Annotated in this window: 22 protein-coding genes and 1 other RNA gene; 6 read left to right on the top strand and 17 right to left on the bottom strand. The window is 69.5% G+C overall.

All coding sequences use genetic code 11. The annotated features are described in order from the left end of the window. Window positions 1-20: 20 nt before the first annotated feature. On the top strand, window positions 21-404 hold the full coding sequence (locus tag AC6EI4_RS15180; protein WP_498451965.1) for a hypothetical protein: 384 nt from the start codon (window positions 21-23) through the stop codon (window positions 402-404). Between the two features lie 7 nt (window positions 405-411). Here AC6EI4_RS15180 and AC6EI4_RS15175 read toward each other — a convergent pair whose 3' ends face one another. The 6 genes from AC6EI4_RS15175 to AC6EI4_RS15150 are packed head-to-tail and all read right to left on the bottom strand — an operon-like array spanning window position 412 to window position 10,653. Further along, on the bottom strand, window positions 412-738 hold the full coding sequence (locus AC6EI4_RS15175; protein WP_498424587.1) for a hypothetical protein: 327 nt from the start codon (window positions 736-738) through the stop codon (window positions 412-414). Between the two features lie 27 nt (window positions 739-765). Next, entirely contained in the window at window positions 766-3,513 is a 2,748-nt protein-coding gene (locus AC6EI4_RS15170; RefSeq protein WP_498451964.1) for a DEAD/DEAH box helicase, read from the bottom strand. Window positions 3,514-3,517: 4 nt separating this feature from the next. After that, window positions 3,518-6,493 carry a bifunctional [glutamine synthetase] adenylyltransferase/[glutamine synthetase]-adenylyl-L-tyrosine phosphorylase gene (locus AC6EI4_RS15165; RefSeq protein WP_498451963.1) on the bottom strand — a complete coding sequence of 992 codons (2,976 nt, stop codon included), beginning with the start codon at window positions 6,491-6,493 and terminating at the stop codon, window positions 3,518-3,520. Next, on the bottom strand, window positions 6,490-7,233 hold the full coding sequence (locus AC6EI4_RS15160) for a type 1 glutamine amidotransferase (RefSeq protein ID WP_498451962.1): 744 nt from the start codon (window positions 7,231-7,233) through the stop codon (window positions 6,490-6,492). Before AC6EI4_RS15160 ends, AC6EI4_RS15165 begins: the two co-directional genes overlap by 4 nt. Before the next feature lie 9 nt (window positions 7,234-7,242). Then, window positions 7,243-8,583, bottom strand: coding sequence for a glutamine synthetase family protein (locus tag AC6EI4_RS15155; protein WP_498424580.1), 1,341 nt, complete (start codon window positions 8,581-8,583; stop codon window positions 7,243-7,245). 21 nt (window positions 8,584-8,604) lie between these two features. Continuing rightward, on the bottom strand, window positions 8,605-10,653 hold the full coding sequence (locus AC6EI4_RS15150; RefSeq protein WP_498451961.1) for an NAD(+) synthase: 2,049 nt from the start codon (window positions 10,651-10,653) through the stop codon (window positions 8,605-8,607). Window positions 10,654-10,793: 140 nt separating this feature from the next. Between AC6EI4_RS15150 and panB the strand changes: the two genes are divergently transcribed. Then, complete coding sequence (panB, locus tag AC6EI4_RS15145; protein ID WP_498451960.1) at window positions 10,794-11,681, top strand: 3-methyl-2-oxobutanoate hydroxymethyltransferase; 888 nt, start codon at window positions 10,794-10,796, stop codon at window positions 11,679-11,681. A gap of 18 nt (window positions 11,682-11,699) precedes the next feature. Further along, complete coding sequence (locus AC6EI4_RS15140; RefSeq protein ID WP_498451959.1) at window positions 11,700-12,854, top strand: PQQ-dependent sugar dehydrogenase; 1,155 nt, start codon at window positions 11,700-11,702, stop codon at window positions 12,852-12,854. Between the two features lie 6 nt (window positions 12,855-12,860). Here AC6EI4_RS15140 and AC6EI4_RS15135 read toward each other — a convergent pair whose 3' ends face one another. Then, window positions 12,861-13,127 carry a hypothetical protein gene (locus tag AC6EI4_RS15135; RefSeq protein WP_498424573.1) on the bottom strand — a complete coding sequence of 89 codons (267 nt, stop codon included), beginning with the start codon at window positions 13,125-13,127 and terminating at the stop codon, window positions 12,861-12,863. Further along, on the bottom strand, window positions 13,124-13,339 hold the full coding sequence (locus AC6EI4_RS15130; RefSeq protein WP_498424572.1) for a hypothetical protein: 216 nt from the start codon (window positions 13,337-13,339) through the stop codon (window positions 13,124-13,126). Before AC6EI4_RS15130 ends, AC6EI4_RS15135 begins: the two co-directional genes overlap by 4 nt. Before the next feature lie 24 nt (window positions 13,340-13,363). Here AC6EI4_RS15130 and map point away from each other — a divergent pair, with 24 nt between their 5' ends. Then, the gene (gene map / locus AC6EI4_RS15125; protein ID WP_498451958.1) at window positions 13,364-14,212 is read left to right on the top strand and encodes a type I methionyl aminopeptidase; all 849 of its coding nucleotides are present in this window, start codon (window positions 13,364-13,366) and stop codon (window positions 14,210-14,212) included. A 21-nt stretch (window positions 14,213-14,233) separates the two neighbouring features. Here map and AC6EI4_RS15120 read toward each other — a convergent pair whose 3' ends face one another. Continuing rightward, window positions 14,234-14,677: a tetratricopeptide repeat protein gene (locus AC6EI4_RS15120; protein ID WP_498451957.1), complete on the bottom strand. Its 444-nt coding sequence runs from the start codon at window positions 14,675-14,677 to the stop codon at window positions 14,234-14,236. A gap of 77 nt (window positions 14,678-14,754) precedes the next feature. On the opposite strand from AC6EI4_RS15120, the gene rnpB reads away from it, so the two are divergent. Further along, window positions 14,755-15,162: RNase P RNA component class A (gene rnpB, locus AC6EI4_RS15115), an RNA gene on the top strand. Between the two features lie 28 nt (window positions 15,163-15,190). Further along, entirely contained in the window at window positions 15,191-15,547 is a 357-nt protein-coding gene (locus AC6EI4_RS15110; RefSeq protein WP_498451956.1) for a hypothetical protein, read from the top strand. A gap of 4 nt (window positions 15,548-15,551) precedes the next feature. On the opposite strand, the gene AC6EI4_RS15105 is transcribed toward AC6EI4_RS15110, so the two are convergent. The 8 genes from AC6EI4_RS15105 to AC6EI4_RS15070 all read right to left on the bottom strand — a co-directional run bounded on the left by AC6EI4_RS15105 (window position 15,552) and on the right by AC6EI4_RS15070 (window position 23,967). Further along, on the bottom strand, window positions 15,552-15,926 hold the full coding sequence (locus tag AC6EI4_RS15105; protein WP_498451955.1) for a hypothetical protein: 375 nt from the start codon (window positions 15,924-15,926) through the stop codon (window positions 15,552-15,554). 204 nt (window positions 15,927-16,130) lie between these two features. Continuing rightward, a complete protein-coding gene (locus tag AC6EI4_RS15100) occupies window positions 16,131-17,345 on the bottom strand; it encodes a DNA adenine methylase (protein WP_498451954.1) in 1,215 nt (404 codons plus the stop codon). A gap of 14 nt (window positions 17,346-17,359) precedes the next feature. Then, the gene (locus tag AC6EI4_RS15095; RefSeq protein ID WP_498451953.1) at window positions 17,360-18,331 is read right to left on the bottom strand and encodes a hypothetical protein; all 972 of its coding nucleotides are present in this window, start codon (window positions 18,329-18,331) and stop codon (window positions 17,360-17,362) included. A gap of 36 nt (window positions 18,332-18,367) precedes the next feature. Beyond that, window positions 18,368-20,239 (bottom strand): ORC-CDC6 family AAA ATPase, encoded by a 1,872-nt coding sequence (locus AC6EI4_RS15090; RefSeq protein ID WP_498451952.1) that lies wholly within the window; start codon window positions 20,237-20,239, stop codon window positions 18,368-18,370. Further along, on the bottom strand, window positions 20,236-21,459 hold the full coding sequence (locus tag AC6EI4_RS15085; protein ID WP_498451951.1) for a metallophosphoesterase family protein: 1,224 nt from the start codon (window positions 21,457-21,459) through the stop codon (window positions 20,236-20,238). Before AC6EI4_RS15085 ends, AC6EI4_RS15090 begins: the two co-directional genes overlap by 4 nt. Window positions 21,460-21,619: 160 nt before the next feature. Continuing rightward, on the bottom strand, window positions 21,620-22,345 hold the full coding sequence (locus AC6EI4_RS15080) for a hypothetical protein (protein ID WP_498451950.1): 726 nt from the start codon (window positions 22,343-22,345) through the stop codon (window positions 21,620-21,622). Window positions 22,346-22,446: 101 nt separating this feature from the next. Next, window positions 22,447-22,938 carry a GNAT family N-acetyltransferase gene (locus AC6EI4_RS15075; RefSeq protein ID WP_498451949.1) on the bottom strand — a complete coding sequence of 164 codons (492 nt, stop codon included), beginning with the start codon at window positions 22,936-22,938 and terminating at the stop codon, window positions 22,447-22,449. Between the two features lie 81 nt (window positions 22,939-23,019). After that, complete coding sequence (locus AC6EI4_RS15070; protein WP_498451948.1) at window positions 23,020-23,967, bottom strand: alpha/beta hydrolase; 948 nt, start codon at window positions 23,965-23,967, stop codon at window positions 23,020-23,022. Window positions 23,968-24,000 lie beyond the last annotated feature (33 nt).

Here is a 24,000-nt window from a genome sequence, read left to right as displayed (position 1 = left end):
GGGAACGCCGCCCCATCACCATGAAGACCCTGCCGCTGTCCCTCGCGGTGCTGATCGCCACCGCTCCGATCTCCCTGGGCTGCGCGGCCGTCGACGAGCCGATCGAGGCCACTTCTGCCGGCCCGACCGCAGCCCCAGCCACGCCAGACTCCGCCGCATGGGCCTGTGCCTCCCGCCCCCAGACCGGCTTCACCACCGACCCGGTGGTGCACGACGTGGACGTCCCCCTGACCGAGATCGCGGCGCAGTCGGACGCGGGCACCTTCAGCATCGTGCGCACCGGTCGTCGCGCCACCGTCACCTTCCGCGACGACCACGGCCTGATCCGTCAGCGCCTGCAGTACTCGCGGCGAGCGACCACCGGCTGGCAGCTCGAGCGGGGGCGCACCTGTTCCCGCGGGTAGCCCACGCTCACCGGTCCAGCAGATCCCATCCCGGATGGAGCGCCGAGTAGGCCACGAACAGCGCGACGCTCAGGGTCAGCTCCACTCCGGCGGCGAGCATCGTGGCGCCGACCACCCGGAGACCCACCACCCTCCAGCGCGACACCACGAGCAGCGTCAGACCGGCCAGGAACGTCGCGGTCAGGGTGAGCAGCGGGAGGTAGATCGAGCCGTCCACCGCCGAGGTCCAGGCCACCAGCGCCGGCGGCACGAAGACCAGCAGCTGGCCCACCAGGATCAGCCGCCCCCAGGGCAGCGCCACCCACCGGGGTACGTCGGCCACGACATCGCTCACGCAGCGCAGTGTGACAGCCGGCCGCCCTCATGCCCAGTGTCGTCGCATCACCGTGCTCACCGCGAACGGGTCGCTCCCCTGTTGCGCGGCCAGGATCCCGGCCCCCTCGGGCGAGCCCGTGTAGAGCGCCCCTCCCCCACCGACCCAGTGGTCCCAGGCGGCGGCGTACCCCTGGGCCCGGGTCGCGTTCACCCCCAGCGACGTCGGCACCGCGTGCCAGACCACGCCGTCCGCCCCCACCCGGCCGTACGACGCGCGCAGGGCGCTGCCGAACCCCGACGACCCGGCCGCCACCACCCACCTCGGCAGCACGTAGCGCGGCGTCAGCATCGGCGAGACGGCCTCGTCCAGGGCGGTCGCGAAGACGCCCGACTCCGCCTCGCTGACCCCGCGCAGCCGACAGCGGTACTCGCCCTCGTGGTCGATCTCCACCTCCACCGCGTCGGCGCCGCGTGCGGTGAGCCCGGCGGCCCGCAGACCGTCGGCCACCGCGCACGCCACCTGTGCGAGCGCCGGGGGCTCGGCCGCCTGAGCGAGCACCTCGCGCCCGTACCCGGCCAGGGCACGGACGTGGGACAGCGCTCCGGCGAGCAGCAGCCCGGCCGCCAGGATCGCGAGGATCAGCGAGGCGGTGCCGCCGGCCAGCGGCGCGGCCACCAGTGCGGCGGCCCCGGCGCCGAGGCACCACGGTGTCGCGCCGTCGGTGGGCGCGGGGCGCCGGCCGGTGCGGATCTGCAGCCCGCGCTCGTGCACAACGACGGCGGGCACGCCTGCCCGGGCGCCACCGATCCTGGCCCGGTTGCTGGGCAGGATCCGGACCGTCTGGGCGGTCTCGTCGGCGTACGGCTCGCCGACCCGCCAGCGCGCGCGGATGCCGCGCCGGTCCTCGGAGTGGACCACCATCCGGGCGTTGAGCTCGTCGAAGCGCTCGACCGGCGGCGGCGCGAACGGCGAGAGCTCCGGATCGAGGTGGGCCACGCCGTCGACGACGTCGCCGTCCTGGTCGACGGCGAAGAAGCCCTCGTGCTTGCGGACCAGCCGGTCCCAGTCGTTGGCGCCCTTGGGGTGCTCGGGCGAGACGGTGACCACCGACCAGTTCAGCGCCACCTTGTCGGGGCGCGCGGGGTCGGTGCGCAGCGCGCGACCGCGGGTCTGCACGACCGCCGTGGTGGTAGTCACCGCGGTCAGGTCGACCAGGCCGCTGACCCGGCGGGCGTCCCAGCCCTCGCCGAGCAGCCCGCGCGTCCCGACCAGCACCCGGGCGCCGCCGTCCTCGAAGAACCGGGTCACGTCACCCACCCAGGTGCGGCTGGTCCACGGCCCCTCCAGGCGCGCCACGGCCCCGTCCGGCACCACCTCGAGCCGCTCGGCCAACTCCGGGTCGCGGTGCGCGACGTGGGCGATCAGCGCCGCCAGGGTGTCGGGGGCCCCCGCCACCGTCCGGCCGGTCACCAGCAGCGCCCCGTGCGCCCGGGTGGCCGGGTCCGCCAGCAGCGCCTCCAACACCGCGTGCGCCGAACCGGACTGCTGGTCGAGCACGCCGCGCAGGCCGGCGGGCAGCGTGGCACCGGCCCGCTCGTGGTCGCAGAGCACCAGCATCCGCATGTCCTCGCCCAGCTGCGCGTGCTCGTGGCCGACGATCTCCACCGCGGCGCGCATCTTCGACTCCGAGCGGGCCAGCACCCGGTCGACCGGGGAGCGCCCGCGGCGGATGCCCCGGCGCGTCCACTGGTAGCCGACGCCCGGCAGCGCGCGCCGTACCGCCTCCACGACGGCGTCGTCGCGTGGGTCGCCGGTGCGCGAGAGGTGCCGGGTCAGCCAGTCGTCGACCAGCGCCACCCAGTCGTCGGCGGACGGCGGGTGCCGGTGCTCCTCGGTGAGCCTGGCCCCGGTCGGGAGCGCCAGCAGTCCGGCGTGGTGCATCCGCAGGGCGGCGGCGCACAGCACGGGCTCGCGGCGCGCCAGCGCGCTCCAGGACAACGTCGGGCCCACCGCCGTCACGAAGCGGGCGTCGAGCCAGGCCAGGAACGAGATGCTGCCGAAGTCCGGGTCGGTGAGCTCGGTGACCAGCTCGTCGAAGCGGGCGGCCTGCGAGGCCAGCCAGTCCGACTCGGCCGGCGTCGGGGTGGTCAGCCAGACCAGCTCCGCGAACGGCGCCAGGTCCCCCTCGCGGACCACCGCCGGGATGGAGGCCTCGAAGACCGTCTCGCCGAACAGCCGCGTCACCAGGTCGGCCTGCTCGGCGGTGAGCGCCTGGGGCGGTGTGGCGGTGAGCCCGAGCACCTGGGCGTGCGGGAGCTCCTCGAGCAGCTCCCCGAGCAGCCGGCCCCACACCTCGAGCAGGTGGTGGCACTCGTCGAGCACCAGCAGGATCGGGCCGGCCGCGCGCAGCGCCTCGACCAGCGCCCGGCCGTTGTCGTGCAGCCGGGACAGCAGCGGGGTCTCGTCGCCGTCGTCGTCGACCTCCGCGTCGGCGTCGAAGACCGCCAGCGACTGATACGTCAGCACCGAGACCTCGGCGGCCAGGTCACGCTCGGCGCCGGCGTCCAGCCCGTGCGCCCGCGCCTGGGTCAGCCACTGCCCCTGGATCGCGGTGTTGGGGGCCAGCACGACCGCGCGGCCCACCGCGCCCGCGGCGCGGCGCGCGCAGATCGTCTCCAGGCCGACGCGCGTCTTGCCCGCCCCGGGCGGCAGCACCACCCAGGCGCGGGTCCGGCCTTCCTCCCAGGCGAGCTCGAGCGCGTCGAGTGCGAGTCGCTGGTGGCGCCGCAGCACCGCCTCAGCCCCAGAAGACCCGGTCGACCACCGCGTGCGCGCGCCGGGTCGTGCGCAGATAGTCGTTGACCATCTCGTCGTTGCTGCCGGGCGGGTAACCGAGCAGGTGGGCCAGGGCGGTCCGCTCCCGGTGGTCGCGGGGCAGCTGGTCGGCGGGCTTGCCGCGCGCCAGCGTCAGGGAGTTGCGCACGTCGCTGACCAGCCGCCAGGCGGCGGTCAGCTCCTGGGCGTCCTGGTCGGTGACGAGTCCGGCCTCGCGCGCCGCCTCCAGCGCCTCGAGGGTCCGCGGCGTGCGCAGGCCCTCGACCCGCCCGGCGTGCTGGAGCTGCAACAGCTGCACGGTCCACTCCACGTCGGCCAGGCCGCCGCGCCCGAGCTTGAGGTGGGTGTGCGGGTCCGCGCCGCGCGGCAGCCGCTCGTGGTCGACGCGCGCCTTGATCCGGCGGATCTCGATCACGTCGTCCTCGGCCAGCCCGTCCGCGGGATAGCGCAGCGGGTCGATCAGCGCGGTGAACCGCTCGCGCAGGCCGGGGTCGCCGACCACCGCGTCGGCGCGCAGCAGGGCCTGGAACTCCCACACCTGCGACCACTTCGCGTAGTAGGCGGCGTAGGACGCCAGCGTGCGGACCAGCGGCCCCTGCTTGCCCTCGGGACGCAGGTCGGCATCAACCTCCAGCGGCGGGTCGGTGGCCGGTACGGCGAGCAGCCGGCGCAGCTCGTTGGCGACCGCCTGGGCGAACGACGCCGCGACCTGGGCATCGGCGCCGGGGACCGGCTCCTGGACGAACATCACGTCGGCGTCGCTGCCGTAGGACAGCTCGAAGCCGCCGTAGCGCCCCATCGCCACGATCGCGATCCGGGCCGGCGCCTCGCTCAGCCCGCGCTGGGCCAGCACGGAGCGGGTGGCCACCTCGAGCGTGGCCTCCAAGGTGGCGTCGGTGAGCCGGGACAGCCCGATGCCGACGGCGGGCACGTCGGTGAGGTCGAGCAGGTCGCCGACCGCGATCCGGAACAGCTCGCGGCGCCGGATCGCGCGGATCATCCGCACGGCCGTCTCGGGGTCCTCCTGGCGCCGCGCCGAGGAGAGCATCTCCGTGGTCAGCGCCTCGGCGCTGAGCGGGGTCAGGTCCTCGCCGAGCATCCGCACGCCCTGCGGCTCGCGCTCGAGGAGGTCGGTGGCGTAGCGCGAGCTGGCCAGCACCTTGGCCAGCCGCTCGGCGACCGCGCCCTCGTCGCGCAGCAGCCGCAGGTACCAGTGGCTGCTGCCCAGCGTCTCGCTGATCCGGCGGAAGCCGAACAGCCCGGCGTCGGGATCCGGGGCGTCGGCGAACCACTCGAGCATCACCGGCAGCAGCGTGCGCTGGATGGACGCGGTCCGCGAGAGGCCGCTGGTCATCGCCTCGAGGTGGCGCAGCGCGCCGGGCGGGTCGAGGTAGCCCAGCGCGGAGAGCCGCTTGCCGGCCTCCTCCAGCGACAGCCGCGCCCCCGCGCCGGGGATCCGCGCGACCGCGGTCAGCAGCGGACGGTAGAAGAGCTTCTCGTGCAGCCGGCGCACCTCGCGGCGGTGGTGGCGCCACTTCTCGTCGAGCTCGGCGACGGGGTCCTTGTAGAACCCCAGCGACCGGCCGAGACGTCGGCGCGCGCCCTCGTCCTCGGGCAGCACGTGGGTACGGCGCAGCTGGTGCAGCTGGATGCGGTGCTCGAGGGTGCGCAGGAACGCGTACGCCTGGTGCAGGGAGTCCCCGTCCTCACGCCCGACGTAGCCGCCGCGGGTCAGCTGGGCCAGCGCGCTCAGCGTGGCCCCGGAGCGGATCCGGTCGTCGGCGCGGCCGTGCACGAGCTGCAGCAGCTGGACGGCGAACTCGACGTCGCGCAGTCCCCCCGAGCCGAGCTTGAGCTGGCGCTCGACCTCGTGGGAGGGGATGTGCGCGAGCACCCGTCGGCGCATCGCCTGGACGTCCTCGACGAAGCCCTCGCGCTCGGCGGCCGCCCAGACCATCGGCTCGATCATCTCGACGTACTCGCGTCCCAGGGCGAGGTCGCCGGCGACCGGACGCGCCTTGAGCAGCGCCTGGAACTCCCACGTCTTGGCCCAGCGCTCGTAGTAGCCGCGGTGGCTGGCCATCGTGCGCACCAGCGGCCCGTGCTTGCCCTCGGGGCGCAGGTCGGCGTCGACGGGCCAGATCGTCCCCTCGGCGGTGTGGTCGGAGCAGATCTGCATCAGCTGGGCGGCCAGCTGGGTGGCGGCCTTGAGCGCGGCGTTGTCGTCGGCGCCCTCGACCGGCTCGGCGACGAAGACGACGTCGACGTCGGAGACGTAGTTGAGCTCGTGGCCGCCGCACTTGCCCATCGCGACCACCGCGAGCCGGGTCAGCGACGCGGCCTCGCCGACGCGGGCGCGGGCCACGGCCAGGGCGGCCTCCAGGGTGCCGGCCGCGAGGTCGGAGAGCTCCGCGGCGACGTCGTCGACGCCCACGTGGTGGGCCAGGTCGCGGGCCACCAGGCGCAGCAGGATCCGGCGGTACTCCACCCGCAGGGCGTCCGCGGCGTGCGGGTCGCCCAGCGTCGCCACCGGGGTCGAGGAGGACGGATCGGCGCCGACGGCCTCGAGCAGGGCGGCGCGCACCGCCCAGGCGGCGGGGCGGCACGAGCCCAGCAGCGGGTCGGTCAGCTCGCGCCAGTGCTCGGTGTGGCGCAGCAGGTGCTCGCCGAGCGCCTCGCTGGCGCCGAGCACCGCGAGCAGCCGCATCGCGGTGCCCTCGTCGTCGACGAGCTCCTCGAGCAGCTCGTCCGGGTCGTCGACCTGCTCGCCGAGGTCCAGCAGCCGGCCCAGCGCGAGGTCGGGGTCGGCGCACCAGCCCAGGATGGTGCTGAGCGGGCCGGCGGCCTCGCCGAGCCGGTCGAGTCCGTCGCGGGCACGGTCCACGTCGCGGAACCCCAGCCGCAGCAGGTCGCGGCGGCTCCCCTTCCAGGGGCTCATCGGGTGGCCACGTCCCCGGCCCGGGACCTGGCCAGGTCCCCCAGGCGGGCGGCCAGCGGCTGCCAGGCGCTCTCCAGCTCGTCGTGGGCCCGGTCGATGGCGCCCAGCAGGGCGTCGGTGTCGACCCCGCGCTCGAGGTGGTCGGCGCGGTCGCCGTCGGCCCACGCCGAGACGACCGCGGCGTCCGCCTCCGGGTGCAGTTGGACGCCCCAGGCGGCGGGCCCGAAGCGGGCCGCCTGGATCTCCCCGTGGGCCGTGGCGGCCAGCAGGCTCGCGCCCGGGGGCAGCGCGCTGACCAGGTCGTTGTTCCACTGCACGCCGCGGCGCTCGCTGGCGACCGCGCCGAGCAGCGGGTCCGCGGCGGCCCGGTCCGTCCAGCCGACGTCGAGCAGGCCGGTCTGCTGCCCGCGCGGGTTGCGGGCGACGTCGCCGCCGAGCGCCACCGCGATCAGCTGGTGGCCCAGGCAGATGCCGAGCGTCGGCACGCCGGCGGCCACCGCGTCGCGGATCAGCTGCTTGAGCGGCGCGAGCCACCCGAACCGGTCGTCGTCGTGGGCCGACATCGAGCCGCCCAGCACCAGCACCGCGTCGTACGACGTGACCCGTGACGGCAGCGCGTCGCCGGCGTACGGGCGGCACACCTCGAGGGTGCAGCCGGCCGCCTGGAGCCAGGCGCCGAACCGGGCGGGTGGGCAGGCGGCCTCGTGCTCGACGACCAGGACGAGAGGGGACGGGCTCACCGGGTCAACCTAGATGACCGGCAGCATCCGGTCGCGCTCGAAGACGCTGACCTGGCCGCGGTACTCCTCCCACTCCGCGCGCTTGTTGCGCAGGAAGAAGTCGAAGACGTGCTCACCGAGGGTCTCGGCCAGCAGCTCGGAGGACTCGGCGACGGCGATCGCCTCGGCGAGCGACTTGGGCAGCGGCTCGATGCCGAGGCTCTTGCGCTCTCGCTCGGTCAGCGACCAGACGTCGTCCTCGGCCTCGCGGGGCAGCTCGTACTCCTCCTCGATGCCCTTCATCCCGGCGGCCAGGACCACCGCGAACGCCAGGTAGGGGTTGCAGGCGGCGTCGAGGGTGCGCAGCTCGATGCGCGTGGACTGGCCCTTCTCGGGCTTGTACATGGGGACCCGGATCATGGCCGAGCGGTTGTTGTGGCCCCAGCAGATGTACGACGGGGCCTCGCCGCCGCCGATCAGCCGCTTGTAGCTGTTGACCCACTGGTTGGTGACGCAGGAGATCTCCGGCGCGTGGCGCAGGATGCCGGCGATGAACTGGCGGCCGGTGCGGCTCAGCTGGTACTCGGCGCCGGGCTCGTAGAAGGCGTTGCGGTCGCCCTCGAAGAGCGAGACGTGGGTGTGCATGCCCGAGCCGGGGTGGGTGGTGAAGGGCTTGGGCATGAACGAGGCCCAGATGCCCTGGCTCAGCGCGACCTCACGGATGACGGTGCGGAACGTCATGATGTTGTCGGCGGTGCTCAGCGCGTCGGCGTAGCGCAGGTCGATCTCCTGCTGGCCGGGGCCGCCCTCGTGGTGGCTGAACTCCACCGAGATGCCCATCGACTCGAGCATGCCGATCGCCTCGCGGCGGAAGTCGGCGCCCATCGACTGCGCGGTGTGGTCGAAGTAGCCGCTGCGGTCGACCGGCACCGGGTCCTTGCCCGGCTCGGGGGTGTCCTTGAACAGGTAGAACTCGATCTCGGGGTGGGTGTAGAACGTGAAGCCCTTGTCGGCCGCGGCGCTGAGCGTGCGCTTGAGCACGTAGCGCGGGTCGGCGTACGACGGGCTGCCGTCGGGCATCACGACGTCGCAGAACATCCGCGCCGTGGAGGGGCCGTCGCCGCTGCGCCAGGGCAGGATCTGGAACGTCGAGGGGTCGGGCATGGCGAGCATGTCGGCCTCGTAGACCCGGGCGAAGCCCTCGATCGCGGAGCCGTCGAAGCCGATGCCCTCCTCGAAGGCTCCCTCGAGCTCGGCCGGGGCCACCGCGACGGACTTGAGGTAGCCCAGCACGTCGGTGAACCACAGCCGCACGAAGCGGACGTCGCGCTCTTCAAGAGCGCGGAGAACGAAGTCTTCCTGCTTGCCCATGGAGCAACTATGGCGTATGCCTCACCGCGGTTCGCCGGAGGGCACGTTCTCCAGCTCCGCGAGCCAGGCGGCGGGGCTGGCGTCGGACGGCATCCGCCAGTCGCCCCGCGGCGACATGGTCCCGCCGGGCGACACCTTCGGCCCGTTCGGCAGCGCCGAGCGCTTGAACTGCGAGGCGAAGAACCGCTTGACGAAGACCTCCATCCAGCTCTTCACTGCTGCCAGGTCGTAGGCCTTGCGCCGGTCCTCGGGGTAGCCGGGGGGCCACTCGCCGGCCGCGGCGTCGCGCCAGGCGTGCCAGGACAGGAAGGCGATCTTGCTGGGCCGGTAGCCGCGCCGGATCACGTGGTAGAGCGTGAAGTCCTGCAGCGCGTAGGGACCGACGGAGTCCTCGGTGGCCTGCGGCTTCTCGCCCTCCCGGGTGGGCACCAGCTCGGGGGTGATCTCCAGGGCCAGGATGTCGCGCAGCACCTCATTCGTCTCGTCGGTGAACTGCCCGCTCTCGATGACGTAGCGGATCAGGTGCTGGATGAGCGTCTTCGGCACCCCGGCGTTGACGTTGTAGTGCGACATCTGGTCGCCCACGCCGTAGGTGCACCAGCCCAACGCCAGCTCGGAGAGGTCGCCGGTGCCCAGCACGATGCCGCCGCGGTGGTTGGCGAGCCGGAACAGGTAGTCGGTGCGCAGGCCCGCCTGGACGTTCTCGAAGGTGACGTCGTAGACCTCCTCGCCGTCGGCGAAGGGGTGGTCGAGGTCGTCGAGCATCTGCCGGGCCGCGGGGGTGATGTCGATGGTCTCGAACGTCACCCCCAGCGACTCCGAGAGCCGGGTGGCGTAACCCTTGGTGGTGGCGCCGGTCGCGAAGCCGGGCAGCGTGAAGGCGTGGATGTCGCTGCGCGGGCGCCCGAGGCGGTCCATCGCCTTGGCCGCCACGATCAGCGCATGGGTGGAGTCGAGGCCGCCGCTGACGCCGATCACGATCTTCGGCTGACCGATCGACTCCAGGCGCTTCTCCAGGCCGGAGACCTGGATGTTGTAGGCCTCGTAGCAGTCCTGGGCCAGCCGCTCGACGTCGTCGGGCACGAAGGGGTAGCGGTCGACCTTGCGGCGCAGGCCGATGTCCCCGCTCGGGGCGCCGAGGAGGAAGCCGATCGTGCGGAACTCGGCGATCCGGTCCGCGAACGAGCGGCGGTTGTCGTCGAAGGTGCCCATCCGCAGCCGCTCCTGGCGCAGCTTGTCCACGTCGATGTCGGCCACCGAGCGGCGGGGGCCGTCGGGGAACCGCTCGGTCTCCTCGAGCAGGTCGCCGTTCTCGTAGATCATCGTCTGCCCGTCCCAGGACAGGTCCGTGGTGGACTCCCCCTGCCCGGCGGCGGCATAGACGTACGCCGCGCAGCAGCGCGAGCTGGCGCTGCGGCACAGCAGGTGGCGGTCCTCGGCCCGGGCGATGGTGATCGGGCTGCCGGACAGGTTGGCCAGCAAGGTGGCCCCGGCCAGCGACGCCTCGGCGCTGGGCGGGATCGGCACCCACAGGTCCTCGCAGATCTCGACGTGCAGCACCAGGCCGGGCACGTCGCCGGCGGCGAAGAGCAGGTCCGGCCCGAGCGGCACCTCGCGTCCGGCCAGGGTGATCGTGGCGCCGCGCAGGTCGTCGCCGGGGGCGAACCAGCGGCGCTCGTAGAACTCGCGGTAGTTCGGCAGGTGCGACTTCGGGGCGACGCCGAGGATCTCGCCGCGGTGGATGACCACGGCGGCGTTGAGCAGCCGCAGCCCGGCGCGCACCGGGGCGCCCACGACCAGCACCGGCATCAGGTCGGCCGAGGCTGCGACGATCTCGGCCAGCGCCGCCTCGGTCGCCTCCAGCAGGGTGTCCTGCAGGAAGAGGTCGTCGCTGGAGTAGCCGGTCAGGCACAGCTCCGGGAAGACGGCGATCGCCACGGACTCGTCGTGGCAGGCGCGTGCCTGCTCCAGGACGCGCGCCGCGTTGGTGGCGGGATCGGCGACCGAGACCGGCAGCGTCACCGCCGCGACGCGGGCGAAGCCATGGGCGTAGGCCGAGTAGAAGTCCACGCCGGCGAGTGTGTCACGTGGCCTGTCCCACGAAACCCGGCGTGAGCGTCGCCACAGCCCATCGGCAGCCGCCCGGGACTAGCCTGTCGGTGGTCCGTGGACTCCACCCGGGAGCCGCGAGAGCACACGAGGTGAACCCCATGAGCGAGCAGAACGCCGCTTCGGCAGCAAGCGGCGAGGTCGCCGCGCCGTACGGCACCGGGCCCGCGAAGCCGGCCGGCGCGCCGGCGCCGATCCGCCGGATCCGCACCCACCACCTGCGTGAGATGAAGCAGCGCGGCGAGCGCTTCGCGATGCTGACCGCCTACGAGCAGTACGCCGCGCAGACCTTCGACGAGGCCGGCATCGAGGTGCTCCTGGTCGGCGACAGTGCCTCCAACAACGTCTACGGCAACGAGACCTCGCTCCCGGTGACCGTCGACGAGCTGATCCCGCTGACCCGCGCCGTGGCCCGCTCCGCGCACCGGGCGCTGGTCGTCGCCGACCTGCCGTTCGGCTCCTACCAGGCCTCCCCCGAGCAGGCCTTCCACACCGCGGCGCGGTTCATGAAGGAGGGGCTCGCGCACGCGGTCAAGCTCGAGGGCGGGGTCGCGATGACGCCGCAGACCAAGCTGCTGACCGACGGCGGCATCCCGGTGATGGCCCACATCGGCTTCACCCCGCAGTCCGAGCACAACCTCGGCGGCTACCGGGTCCAGGGCCGCGGGGACTCCGCGGCGCGGATCATCGAGGAGGCGCGGGCGTTCGAGGAGGCCGGCGCGTTCGCGCTGGTGATGGAGATGGTGCCCGGCGACGTGGCCGCCCAGGTGACCGAGGCGCTGTCGATCCCCACCATCGGCATCGGCGCGGGCTCGCGCTGCGACGGGCAGGTGCTGGTCTGGCAGGACGCGTTCGGGCTGCGCACCGGGCGGATGCCCCGCTTCGTCAAGCAGTACGCCGACGTGCACGGCGTGCTGCTGGCGGCGGCACGCGAGTACGCCGCGGACGTCAAGGCCGGCACCTTCCCCGGCCCCGAGCACACCTTCTGAGGCCGTAACCTGGGTCACATGCGCCTGGCACTCGGAGCCCTCACCCTCGCCCTGATCGGATCGTTCACCCCGGCGGTGGCCGTCGCGCCACCGGACACTGCGCCGGCAGTGCAGCGGGCCGCGGCCCCGGCACTGTCGGTGACGCGTGCCGTGGGCGGCCTGACGCTGCCCTGGGACGTGCAGGCCATCGGCGGTGGCGACCTGCTGATCACCGAGCGCGAATCCAAGCGGCTGCTGCTGCACCGCGACGGCCGGACCACGCCGGTCGCCTTCCCCTCCGGCACCGTGTGGGCCAGCGGGGAGACCGGGCTGATGTCGCTGGCGGTGGACCCGGGGTTCGGCACCAACCGGCGCTTCTACACCTGCGCGGGCGGCTACCGCTCCGGCGGCGGAAACGACGTGCGCGTCACCGCGTGGACGCTGAGCGCCGACGGCAGTCGGGCGACGCTCAACCGGACCCTGCTGGCCGGGCTGCCGGCCACCACCGGGCGCCATGGCGGCTGTCGGTTGCTGATCACCCGCCAGGGCGCGCTGCTGGTCGGCACCGGCGACGCCGGGGTGGGCCACAACCCCCAGCGGCTCGGCTCCCTGGGCGGCAAGGTGCTGCGGCTGAACCGCACCACCGGGGCGCCGTGGCCGCAGAACCCGTGGGCGAAGAAGGGCAACAAGAACCGCCGCTACGTGTTCACCTACGGCCACCGCAACGTCCAGGGGCTCGCCCAGCGCGCGGACGGCAGCCTGTGGTCGGTCGAGCACGGCAGCTACCGCGACGACGAGGTCAACCGGCTGCGCCGGGGCGGCAACTACGGCTGGAACCCGGTGCCGGGCTACAACGAGTCGGTGCCGATGACCGACCAGTCGCTGCCGGGTCGCCAGGTCGCGGCCCGCTGGCGCTCGGGCACGCCCACCATCGCCACCTCCGGGGCGGCGTGGGTGCGCGGGAAGCGCTGGGGCGCCTACAACGGCACGCTCGCGGTGGCCGCGCTGGCCGGCGAGCGGCTGGTCTTCATGAAGTTCGACCGCGCCGGGAAGCTGCGGTGGGCGCGGGCTCCGCGGGCGCTGCGCACCCAGGGCCGGCTGCGCTCGGTGACCCGGGCGCCGAACGGCGACCTGCTGGTGACTACCTCGAACGGGTCGAACGACGCCGTGCTGCGCGTCTCGCCGCGGCGCTGAGAGGGCTCAGGCCCCCCAGCCCCACCAGAGCGCGCCGGCCGCGATCGCGCCGATCCAGGCGAGCAACGCGACCAGCGGCAGCGCCGCCACCCGGACCGGGTGCGGCGTCCACCAGCGGGCGCCCAGGACGAGCAGCACCAGCCAGAGCGCCAGGAGAGCGGCGACGCCCCACCAGGGCGCGACGGCCCCGCTGGCGGCGTACACGAAGAACATGCAGGCCAGGCCGCCCATCCCCAGGAACGGCCAGGGCGGCGCCGCGGTGTTGCGGCTCACGCCTTGGGCTCGGGGCCGGGCTCGCCGTCTACGTCGTCGTTCCAGTCGGGGTCGTTGTCCCACGACTCGTTGCGCTCGGCCACCGTCTCCAGGGCCCGGGCGGCCTCGGCCGCGGAGGCGTAGGGCCCGAGCCGGTCGGCGTTCTTGCAGCCGTCGCGCTCCTCGACCACGTGGTGGGTCAGGCAGAACCAGTACTCGCGGGGGTCACTCATAGCGGCGAAACTACACTCGCCCCCATGTCCGCCATAGCTCCTGCCACGATCTCGCCGCAGCGCCGCGTGCCCACCCACATCCCCCGGCCCGAGTACGTCGGCAAGGACGCCCCCGCGAAGTTCACCGGCAGCGAGGTCAAGGACGCCGAGACCATCGAGCGGATGCGCGCCGCCGGCCGGCTGGCCGCGCAGGCCCGCGAGCTGGTCGGCAGCCACGTGGCGCCGGGGATCACCACCGACGAGCTGGACCGGATCGGGCACGAGTTCCTCTGCGACCACGGCGCCTACCCCTCGACGCTGGGCTACCGGGGCTTCCCCAAGTCGCTGTGCGCGAGCGTCAACGAGGTGGTCTGCCACGGCATCCCCGACAGCCGAGTGATCGAGGACGGCGACATCGTCAACATCGACATCACCGCCTTCCTCAACGGGGTGCACGGCGACACCAACGCCACGTTCCTGGCCGGCGACGTCGACGAGGAGTCCCGGCTGCTGGTCGAGCGCACCCGCGAGGCGCTCGAGCGCGGCATCCGCGCGGTCAAGCCGGGGCGGCGCCTCGACGTGATCGGGCGAGTGATCGAGTCCTACGCGAAGCGCTTCGGCTACGGGGTGGTCCGCGAGTTCACCGGGCACGGCATCGGCACGTCGTTCCACAGCGGGCTGGTGGTCCCCCACTACGACGAGTCCGGCTACGACGACCTGATCCTGCCGGGGATGACGTTCACCATCGAGCCGATGCTCAACCTGGGCACCCACGAGTGGGAGATGTGGGACGACGGCTGGACGGTGGTGACCCGCGATCGGCGTCGCAGCGCGCAGTTCGAGCACACGCTGCTGGTCACCGCGACCGGCGCCGAGGTGCTCACCACCCCCTGACTCCCCCTCTTGGGGTCGCCCTCAGCGCAGGTCGTCGAGGGAGCCCTCGGGGCTCTGCGCCAGCAGCCGCTCGACGCGGAGCACGGCCAGCTCGTGCTCGGGGTCGCCGCTCATCGCCGCGGCCAGGCGAAGGTGCGGTAGCGCCTCGCGCATCCGCGACTGGCGCTCCAGGCTGCGGCCCAGCGCGTGACGGACCCAGTCGTCATCGGGCAGCAGCTCGACCAGGTCGCGCAGCTCCGCCTCGGCCTTGACCAGGTTCGCGCGCATCAGCAACGCCCAGGCCTTGAGCACGCGCAGGCCGGTGGCGTCGGGGTCCTGGGCCAGCGCGGGCTCGATGATCTCCAGCGCCTCGCGCGGGGCGCGGCGGGCCAGCAGGTCGTGCGCGGTCCGGTACGCCGCGACCGGGCTGTCGGCCTGCCCGGGGAACACCACGGCGGGGGCCCGCAGCTGCTCGTCGTACTCCATCGTCGTCCTCTCCGTGTGGTGGCGTGGGGTCAACGTCACGCTCGGGCGCGTTCTTCCCCTATCCTGACTCACGCGGATGGGCTGGCCGGGCGACCGCGTCGTCCTCTCACGAGGATGCCGAGGAAGGTCCGGGCTCCACAGGGCAAGGTGGTGGGTAACGCCCACCCGGGGTGACCCGCGGGACAGTGCCACAGAAAACAGACCGCCTCCCGGCTTGCCGGGCGGTAAGGGTGAAACGGTGGTGCAAGAGACCACCAGCGCTCCGGGCGACCGGAGTGGCTAGGTAAACCCCACCTGGAGCAAGATCAAGAAGCCGTTCCCTCTCCGGAGGGGGCGGTGCGCGAGTGTTCGAGGGCGGCCCGCCCGAGCTCGCGGGTAGATCGCCCGAGGCTGTCGGCAACGGCAGCCCTAGATGGATGGTCGCCAACCGTGTGGTCGTGAGGCTGCATGGCGAACAGAACCCGGCCTATGAGCCAGCCCCTCCGCACCCTCTCCCTAGGGCAGGATGGCCCGATGTCGACCACGCGCCTGCGGACCACGCGCCGGGCCTCCTCCGTCGCCGCCGCCTGCGCGGCCGCAGTGTTCCTGGTGACCTACGCCTACGGCTTCCTCCAGCAGAACGGGGTCTGGGACGTCGAGGAGACGTGCGAACTGGACGCCGGCGTGCCCTTCGACCTGGACTACTACGCCGCACACGTGGACGCGCCCTGGTGGACGTTCACCAACCCCTGCAACGCAGAGCACGACCTCGTTCCGTCCTGGGTGACACCGACCGCCTGGACGTCCTTCACCCTGTGCGCCGTCCTCACCGTCACCGCGATCGGGCTGAGGATCGCCGCCTCGAGGCGTGCGGCTGACGAGGCACGCTGACCTGTCAGTCCAGCGGCCTGTCGAACCTCAGGAAGAGACGGACCTCGTCGCCGACGACCTCCAGTCCCGAACACACCTCTCGACGATCGAGCAGGCTCCGGGCGGCGCAACTCTCACCTGTGCTGTTGATGCCTGCGGCGACCTCCGCCGCCGACCAGGCGTGCGGCCCGCTGACGGTCCATTCGCGCCAGCAACCACCGGAAGCGCAGTTCACCCTCGGGTCGGTGGCGGCGAACCCATCGGGAAGGGACGGCGCATCCGTCGCGGGCGGTAGAGCAGTCTCGTCGATCGCTAGCCACAGCACTGGCGCGGTTACAGCGGTTGCAGCGAACGCGAGTGCCGACAGCACGATCACGAGGATGGCGGCGGTGCGACGCATCTGTGGACTGTAGGCCGCCGCACGCTTGTTGGCATGTGTGGACGGGCTAGGACCTCGATCGCTGTCACCCGCAATCGGATGGGGGGCGGACTGGGACGACCTGCGTGGCGCCTTGGTCACCCACTGCATATCGCCCAGATAGCGCAGCGTCGAAGCGCCCAGATACCAGTTGGGCGAGCCCGAGAATGATTCTGTGGCAACCGACTACGGCGGGGTTAAGAGAAACAGATTCTCGACCGCCGGAACTCCACGCTGCCCCTTGGAGGCCCCGAGGGTCGAGTGCGTTCGCTTGGACTGCGCGACAACTGAGAGCTTGCCATGCTCCCGCACGCTCATCTCCAACTCCTCTAGGGAAAGGAGACCGTTGCCGGGATAGCTGATAAGCAAGTCCGCATCGCAGGCGCTCGCAAGCGAGGCGAGGCTTTCGAAGCCATCCGCTGCTCGCGTCCGATAGCAGAAGTCGCTTAGGTGCCTGTCGGTTCGTACACGACCGGCTCCCGTAATGTCCGGATAATCGTATAAGGCGAGTGTCTCGAGGACGTGGTAGAACCTGCTGTAATGGTCCTTAGTGTAGGGAGGGTCTGCGTAGATGACGGTCTTACTATTCCAGCCTCTTGCCCGTCCAGATGGGACCGCAACGGCGTCGGAATGCATGACTCGGTTCCCTCGGCGCCAGGAGGTGCTACCAACGCGACCCCAGCCCCCCAATACACGTTCGTACGTCTGAAGCACGTCCCGGTTCCAGTTCTGGCGAACTCGTGTGTACCCCGACTCGGTACGCGACGACAGGAACTGAGCCGTATGCCCCGGACTGTTGACGATCATCGACGCAGTGGTTAGCCATGCCGCAAGAAGGACGTCTCGCGCGGACCCTCGATCCCACGTTGACGCCGGAGCTCCGGAGTTGGGCCACGATTCGTCGATGACCTCGCGGATACAGTCGAGCATGATCGCTTGCTCTGTCGAAAAGTAACCTCGTGAGAAATAAATCCGGACCAGTTCATGGCCCCCTGCCGCGGCTAGTCGACTGGCGTGCCTTGCAACTTCGTCCGAGTTCCCCGGATGCTCTGAACCCGCGATCAGTCCATGGACCGCGTCGCGCCCCGTTGCAAGTGCGCAGCGCTCGCTGGCAATCCGATCCTCAAAACGCTTACCTTGCGCCACCGCTCGAGCGCGTGCGTCCGCAACCAGCGCTCGCTTGGTCCCCGGCGCTAGACGACCACTGTTCTGAAGTAGCCGCGCGCGGGCAACAAGCGGCGGGAATGACAGAGCGTCGTTGCATGTCACAGGCATTACCTCGGCTAAGGACGAGGCTACAGCGGCAGTACCTGCGAACAGATCCACGAAGTGATTAGCGCGCACTGACCGGTTCGACAGATATTGATGGATTTCGGGGATCAAGAATCTCTTTGTCCCCATGTATCGAATCCTGCTCACGAAGCGACCGGCTCAACCATGATCGAGATACCCGCGATTGAACCTGTCGCGCGCCGCTCCTCCGGCGCACGACCGCCATCCGCCGACATGCGCCATACTGTGACATTGTGGCCATTAGCGACAGCGATCAAGGTTGCAGCCAAGGCAAACGGCTTCGGCCCCAACGGCACGATTACTACCCGGCTCGTTCGAGACCATGTACTGACACTGGCATTCAGGTCCATGATGGTCTGTCGCATGTCCGCGACACTGTAGTCGTGGACCGCATCCACGACGCCTGACGAAAGAAGAGACTCGTTGCGTCTCCTCACGACGTCGTCGTAGCGAGAATCTTCTCCATGCGGAATTAGGACGACCGTTTGTCGAGGCTCGATCGTTTCGATCGCCGCGGTCGCCAACTTCTGCTCGAATCCAACACCTAGGACGCACACAACCGGAGCGTCTGGGTCGGATGTCCAACCCTCCATGCCGTCCATCGGGCGGTTGACGAGGACTGGCCCTTCACTCCCCACGAGTTCCGCATCGAATTCTCCGAACGCATAGAAGAAGTCGACCTGCAAAGGCTCCGACTGGTCTTCCGTGCAAGCCAGGACTGTCCGCGCGAGTCTGTCGCGATCCATACTCGAGATGTCGATCGCAATTCTGGGGGTAACTCGCTCACCAGTCGCTTGGTCGACGGCCATGCTCCCACGGACCGACTGAATGAACTCGACTAAACTCTTCCGATATCGACTGGGCGATTCACGCACGACCTCGAAGGCACTGAAGAAAGTAACGTTGGCCTCATAACTGAGGCACGGGACGGTCTGATAGTCGTAGGCACATATCCGGTGACAGTTTGCGGCGAGACGAGTCGCTACTGCGGTCGACCGCTCTTCAAATCCCAACGTCGCCACCAGTGCGTCGTACGTCACCCCGTCGTCAAGTGACGGCGCCGGCCGCACGCGAAGTGTAAAGGTCACGGGCATGTCCCATCATTTGACCGGACAGACGACCTTGACCGATCACTGGTCAAACAGCGTAGCTTCGATGTCCTCACGCTTCTCATCATCGCGTCCCCCCTCCCGATATTCGGACGTTCTCCACTCGGGCAGCAGCAGTTCTGACAGTGAGGCGGACGGAGTCAGGTGGATCGGCAGGCCATACTTCGTAGCGAGCAGATGCGACAGTCGGAATTGTCTGCCGACGATCTCTCCGGCAAGTTGATCTCCCCCGTGCCGAGGCGGAATGTGAACGAATGCGCCCGCATTGATTCCCCGGACAAAGAGATTCTGGATTTGTGGATGCACCGACTTGTTTACGCGAAGAGTCAAGGCTACGTTGTCACTAAAGGGAAACTCAACGACTTTCTGGGCTAGCCTATTTCCGATCCGATCCGCCAGATCCATCAACGAGACGGATCGACCCTCGATAACTACGGCCTGCTGGGCATCAAGCAGGGCGAGAAATCGGAAAAGTACGGACTCGATAGCTGCGCTCTGAGTGGAAGTCTTGACGCGACCGGGGGCGGCGGAGTTTTCGATCGTCGGAAAGAGTTGTCGGACAAGTGAGATGATCATCCTAGGATTGCCGTCGGGCAAACTTAAAATGCTCTCCGCTCCCGTGTACAACTCAAAGCTTTTTCGGGACCGACGCCTCCCGTCCTCCCCGCGGAAGAATTCGCGCACAACTACTAGATTACGAATCTTGCGAAGGCGTGCGGCGCGGCGCGCTGGGTCCAGCTTCTCTAGATTATCCAGGTCAATTCCATTGGTTTTCAGGTATTCGGCGAAGGACTCGTCGCGATCCCTCAGCGACTCCATTGCGCGCCAAAGGCGGGAGCCAACCTCATACGCCCGAGTGGGCGTAACCTCCTCAGCAGTCAGATCCTCTCTTGAGTCCAGGCTTCCCGAACCAAGGAAACGTTCGATCGGAGGGGTCGGCGTTACCGAGTTCCGATTGAGCGTGGACTGAACTAGAGACTTCGCGAAACGAATCGCGGGCCGTTTTCGCGCATACGTCAGTGTGACATGTTCGTAGTCCTGTCCGGCGACGGGCCCATGCTCTTGCTCTAAGACCTGAAATCGCTCATTCGCAGGAGCCAAGGAAAGTTTGAACAGCAGGCGAGGCTGCGCGCCTCGCAGCGCACCTAGAAGTTCCTCGACGATGAAGGCGGGCGCGAGCTCAAGTTCATCGAATAGTAGTGCCCACTTCTGACCCGGTTGACCAACGGCAAGGTTGCACGCGTCGACAGCGACGTCTGCGAGAGTCAAAAAATCGAGGTCACACCAAGTGGGCGGCCGGAGCTCTGAATCTCTACGGAGTCGCTTGCGGAGCGACCCAATCTCCACCAGGCGGTCTGAAAGAAGAGAGCGCAGCGACGGCAGCGAGACTGCGGTTTTGTCTAGCTCGCACAGGTCCGAGATGCGGCGGGCCAGCGCGGGCTCATCGAGTGTGTCGCCGTCCAATCGAAGATGCGGACGCGTGGTCATCGACAGATCGCCACGCAGTCTGTAATCCATTGCATCGACGATGGCCTTCATGCCATGCGTCGTGAACGCTGCGCTTGTGAGGGCAAGACGCGACTCCTGATCGAGGCCTTGGCCGCGCATAGCCAATTGCTCGTTCCAAGTGCGATCCGCCCCTACGAAGACTCCGACCGACCGAACTGTTGCGCTCGCCAAGTCGGCGTCGAGCGCACTCCAATGCTCGAGTGCCTCCGACGTCAACATCTTCAGCATCGTGGTCTTCCCGCTGCCTCGCGGTCCCGTCAACACCGCGTTGTCAGCATGGAGGAGCGCGTCGAACGACGGAGGAGCCACGAAGGTTGCTGCAACTTCTCGGGCACTGAGCTTGATGGCGTTCAGCGACGTCAACGCGGTGGCGCTATCTGTCATGACCTTGCCTCGACCAGAACGAGTCTCTCGAGACAGCCCTCCGTATCCAGTCGCGCTTCAATCGCAGGATCTAGCTCATTCAGGTGCCGCGTGAACTTGCGGAGATCGTCGGGGGCTAGGTACCGCAGGCGGGGTTGCAGCTCGAGGAGCGTAGCGAGGGTTAGGTCCGTGCCTGCTTGACGCACGTGAGTCGCGGCGATGCCCGCGAGGCGCCATGGGTCGGCCCTCCATCCGAAGCCACCCTTCGCAGGAAGGCCATCAGTCTGTCCGGACGGCACCCACGCCGTCGTTCCGTGCGGACTGTAACTCCAAGCCAGGAAGTTGCCCGCGACGCCGAGATCCAGGGTGAAAGCCGCGGTGTCCTCGAGCAATTCGATGACGTAGAACTGGTTCTTCGTGCTCTGCGCAAGCACACCGTCCAAGGGCGCCGAGAAGCTTCCAGCACTGAAGAGTGTCGCGGAGCCGCCTCCTCCTGGGGCGTACTGAATCCATGGACGGTGCTTGTGGCCATGAACGATTAGCCAGGGCCCGTCGTCGTCGATCACCTCCAACAGCGTCTCGACCCCGCGGATCAGGCTCGACTCGTTTAAGTCGATGGACGGGAGTTGGACTGGGTGGTGATGCGTCACTAGGACCCGGACACCCTCTGGCCGCAACTTCTGGAGGCTCGCGCGAAGACGATTCATGTCACTGGGCTGGACACGACCGTGCTTGTACTCGTCTCCGTCAGGGCCGGTGAGCCCGCCCAATGCGCCAGAGTTAAGGGTGACGATTGTCTTTCCGGCTATGTCGACACGAGCAAAGTTGTCAGTAAAGTACTCAAGCCGCGCTCGCTCATCCCTCGCTGGGAACGGTGGGTTCAAGTCCTTCAGCAGCCGACGCGGGTCGTTGCCGTCCTTGGCACGACTGTCGTGGTCATGATTGCCCGCTGTGGCCACGAGAGGTGCGTCGAGTTCGTCTGCCAGCTTGCACAACTGAGCCCAAACCTGCGTCAAGGCCGTCGGATCGGCTCGATCGGTTAGGTCTCCCGCACAGATCACGAGATCGATCTTGCCGACGTCGGCGCTGGTCAAGGCAGCCTTGACACCGCCGAACATCCGATCCACTCCCGCGGCAGTGCCATGAAAGCTGAGACGCGTGGCGCCGCCCGCGTCTGGCTCCGACGCTGTCGCATGCAGGTCCGACAGAACAAGTAGTCGCAGGTGCGCGGGGTCGGACACGAGCCGATGCTAGGTGATCTTGATGCCCCGCGAAGCGATTCGCTCGCGAAAGCGGACAGCGACTTGCCAGCGCGCGGACTGACGAGTGCGCTGCGCTAACGGTGTCAGCCTGGCCTGACCGATTCCGCCGCGAAGCGGACGGCCCATCCGAGCCATGCAACTACTGTCTTGCGCGCTCCAGAGCTCTTACGACGAGACCGGTCGGATCCGTTCGAGGGTTCGTCCAGTCCACCACGCTCGGGTGGGTCAGCGTCACGACCTGGATGCCATCTCGACCTTGATGCGTCGTGCTCCGCCATCGGCGTTCATTCATCTCGACAAAGATGTCGCTTGCAGCCTCGTCGATCGCGCCGACCTGGGCTCGGACCCATTGCCCTGCGGCCTGTCCAAAGCAGACCACCACTCGGACCCCCAGGGCCGAGACGACCCTCTCGTGGACCACCCAGCAGGCACGCAGGAGTTCCTTCACGCGCTGAGTGTCGAGTGCCTCAACGCGCGTACTGCGCACGAACATGGCGTTACTCGCCGGCACCTTATGCAGATCAGCGATGCCACAAGCCGCGATCAAGTGCCGAACGCGCCTTTGGAACGCGACGGCGCCCGGCCCGAACACGCGCCAGTCGTCATCGAAGCCGGACCAGTCACGTCGTCCGAGCTCGCGGGACGCCTGAAGATCGGCCCCGATCGTGTAGCGGCTCAGTGAAGGGTTCGACGGGTCCCCACCCGGGTTGAACCCCAATAGATAGATCAGCGATGGCTGCTGGAACGCAGTGGTGCCTGAGTAGAAGACCTCGCCAGGCTCCTGATAAAGCTCTGCAGGCACGAGATCCAGTAACCCCTCGAGCAGCATCGAGGGGTCGCTCGCGCTCTGTGGGTCCATCATCATGGCAATAGTCTCGGCGCCAGCTTCAACCATTGCTGCGGGTGTCCACCACGCGCGTCATTCCGCCGCGTGCCGGACGTACGAACAGACTGAGATCCGGATAGTCACGCTTGAAGGCCTGCCCCGAAGACCAAGGCCGGGCCACCCATTTTGTGAACCTCGCGCTCGAGGACAAGTCCGAGCTTCGTCGCCACGCGCTGCGAGGCCAGATTGGCTGGCCGGATGATCGCGATCAAGTGCTCAACTCCGGCCGTGCGAGCGGCGTCTCGCACCGCGACGGCTGCTTCCGTGGCTAGCCCCTGGCCCCGCAGGTCGGAACGGACGTGCCAACCCGCTTCGACGAACCACTGCCCGCCCACTTCCTGCATGGTCAAGCCGCAGTCGCCGACAAATAGCCCCGCGTGGGTCTCGATAATCCAGAGGCCGAACCCGTGGTTTGCATAGTTGCGACGGTTCCAGGCGATCCACCCGTCCGGGCCACGGGAGCCGCCGATGTTTAGGGTCGCGATGTCAGGCAGGTCCGCATCGGTCATCTCGCGGAAGCAAAGTCTCGATGTCGGATTTGGAAGCACCCGGTCACGGTAGCGGTCGAGCACGCCCGCACTACGGCGAAGAGCGCGTCACTCCCCGGGGCCGGACGCACGGGTCTGCCGTGAGCGAACGGCCTGCCTTGCCCCTCAGTGGAGGCCTTGCACCGGGACCTGGCCGCGCAGGAAGTCCAGCTGGTCGCTCACAACTTGCTCGAAGTGGGGTTCCACGTAGGGGTCGAAGTGCCCGCAGTCGTAGACGCGCACGGTCGACTGGGGCATCTTGGCGGCGGCTCTCTCGGCCACTGGGCGGGGCGTGACGGTGTCGTGGGCGGCGATCTGGACCAGCGCGGGGCAGGTCACGCGATCTGCATACCTGGCTGGCGAGTAGAGGCCGATCTTGAGAGTGACCCGGGCTGCGACGTAGGTGGGGTAGTCATCCTCGACGAGACCTGATGCCTCGATCTGCCGGGCGAGACCTGGCGCGGCGTCGGGGGTGGTCATGACGGCGGTCGTGCCTGGCTCACCCACGGCCTCGACGTAGACAGGAGTTCGTCGGCGCAATGCCGCTACTTGGTCGAGCACAGCTGGGCGCAGGAGACGCAGAGCCGCGACGATGCCCGTCGCCCGCACCGCTGCGGGACCACTGACGTGCGGGACCTGCGCGATGATCGCGGCTAGCCCCTCTCCCTGTCCCGCCAGGGTGATGACGTGGCCACCGCCGAACGAGGTGCCCCATGCGATGAGCCGCTCGGGGTCGGCACCCGGCAGTGCGCGGGCGAAGCCCAGCGCGGACCGCCAGTCCTGAAGCTGCATGGCGACGTCCAGCACCTGTCGGGGACTGCCCTCGCTCTCCCCGAACCCGCGGTAGTCGAAGACCACGACCAGGTAGCCGGAGGCGACGAAGCGCTCGGCATAGGCATAGAGCCGCAGCGCCCGGACACCGCCGAAGCCGTGACCCATCACGATGACTGGCCTGGGGTCGTCCGCAGCCGAGGGGTGTGCGCTGGGGCGATAGACGCGCGCCGCGCACGCGGCCCCCTCGGATCGGAATGTCTGCTCCGAGGTGGTGAACGGGAGATCGGACGGCTCTGGCACTGGCACTCCTGGCTCGTCTTGAATGGCGCGCAA

This window comes from Nocardioides sp. Z43_10 (assembly GCF_059766615.1).
The sequence above is the reverse complement of the archived record's forward strand: the minus strand, read 5'-3'. Positions and strand labels throughout refer to the sequence as shown.

Coding starts and splice junctions, on each gene's coding strand:
- AC6EI4_RS15165 (WP_498451963.1), bottom strand. CDS start 6,493: ATGAGCCCCTGGAAGGGGAGCCGCCGCGACCTGCTGCGGCTGGGGTTC.
- AC6EI4_RS15155 (WP_498424580.1), bottom strand. CDS start 8,583: ATGGGCAAGCAGGAAGACTTCGTTCTCCGCGCTCTTGAAGAGCGCGAC.
- AC6EI4_RS15110 (WP_498451956.1), top strand. CDS start 15,191: ATGTCGACCACGCGCCTGCGGACCACGCGCCGGGCCTCCTCCGTCGCC.
- AC6EI4_RS15090 (WP_498451952.1), bottom strand. CDS start 20,239: ATGACAGATAGCGCCACCGCGTTGACGTCGCTGAACGCCATCAAGCTC.
- AC6EI4_RS15100 (WP_498451954.1), bottom strand. CDS start 17,345: ATGGGGACAAAGAGATTCTTGATCCCCGAAATCCATCAATATCTGTCG.
- panB (WP_498451960.1), top strand. CDS start 10,794: ATGAGCGAGCAGAACGCCGCTTCGGCAGCAAGCGGCGAGGTCGCCGCG.
- AC6EI4_RS15080 (WP_498451950.1), bottom strand. CDS start 22,345: ATGATGATGGACCCACAGAGCGCGAGCGACCCCTCGATGCTGCTCGAG.
- AC6EI4_RS15120 (WP_498451957.1), bottom strand. CDS start 14,677: ATGGAGTACGACGAGCAGCTGCGGGCCCCCGCCGTGGTGTTCCCCGGG.
- AC6EI4_RS15130 (WP_498424572.1), bottom strand. CDS start 13,339: ATGAGTGACCCCCGCGAGTACTGGTTCTGCCTGACCCACCACGTGGTC.
- AC6EI4_RS15180 (WP_498451965.1), top strand. CDS start 21: ATGAAGACCCTGCCGCTGTCCCTCGCGGTGCTGATCGCCACCGCTCCG.
- AC6EI4_RS15140 (WP_498451959.1), top strand. CDS start 11,700: ATGCGCCTGGCACTCGGAGCCCTCACCCTCGCCCTGATCGGATCGTTC.
- map (WP_498451958.1), top strand. CDS start 13,364: ATGTCCGCCATAGCTCCTGCCACGATCTCGCCGCAGCGCCGCGTGCCC.
- AC6EI4_RS15095 (WP_498451953.1), bottom strand. CDS start 18,331: ATGCCCGTGACCTTTACACTTCGCGTGCGGCCGGCGCCGTCACTTGAC.
- AC6EI4_RS15105 (WP_498451955.1), bottom strand. CDS start 15,926: ATGCGTCGCACCGCCGCCATCCTCGTGATCGTGCTGTCGGCACTCGCG.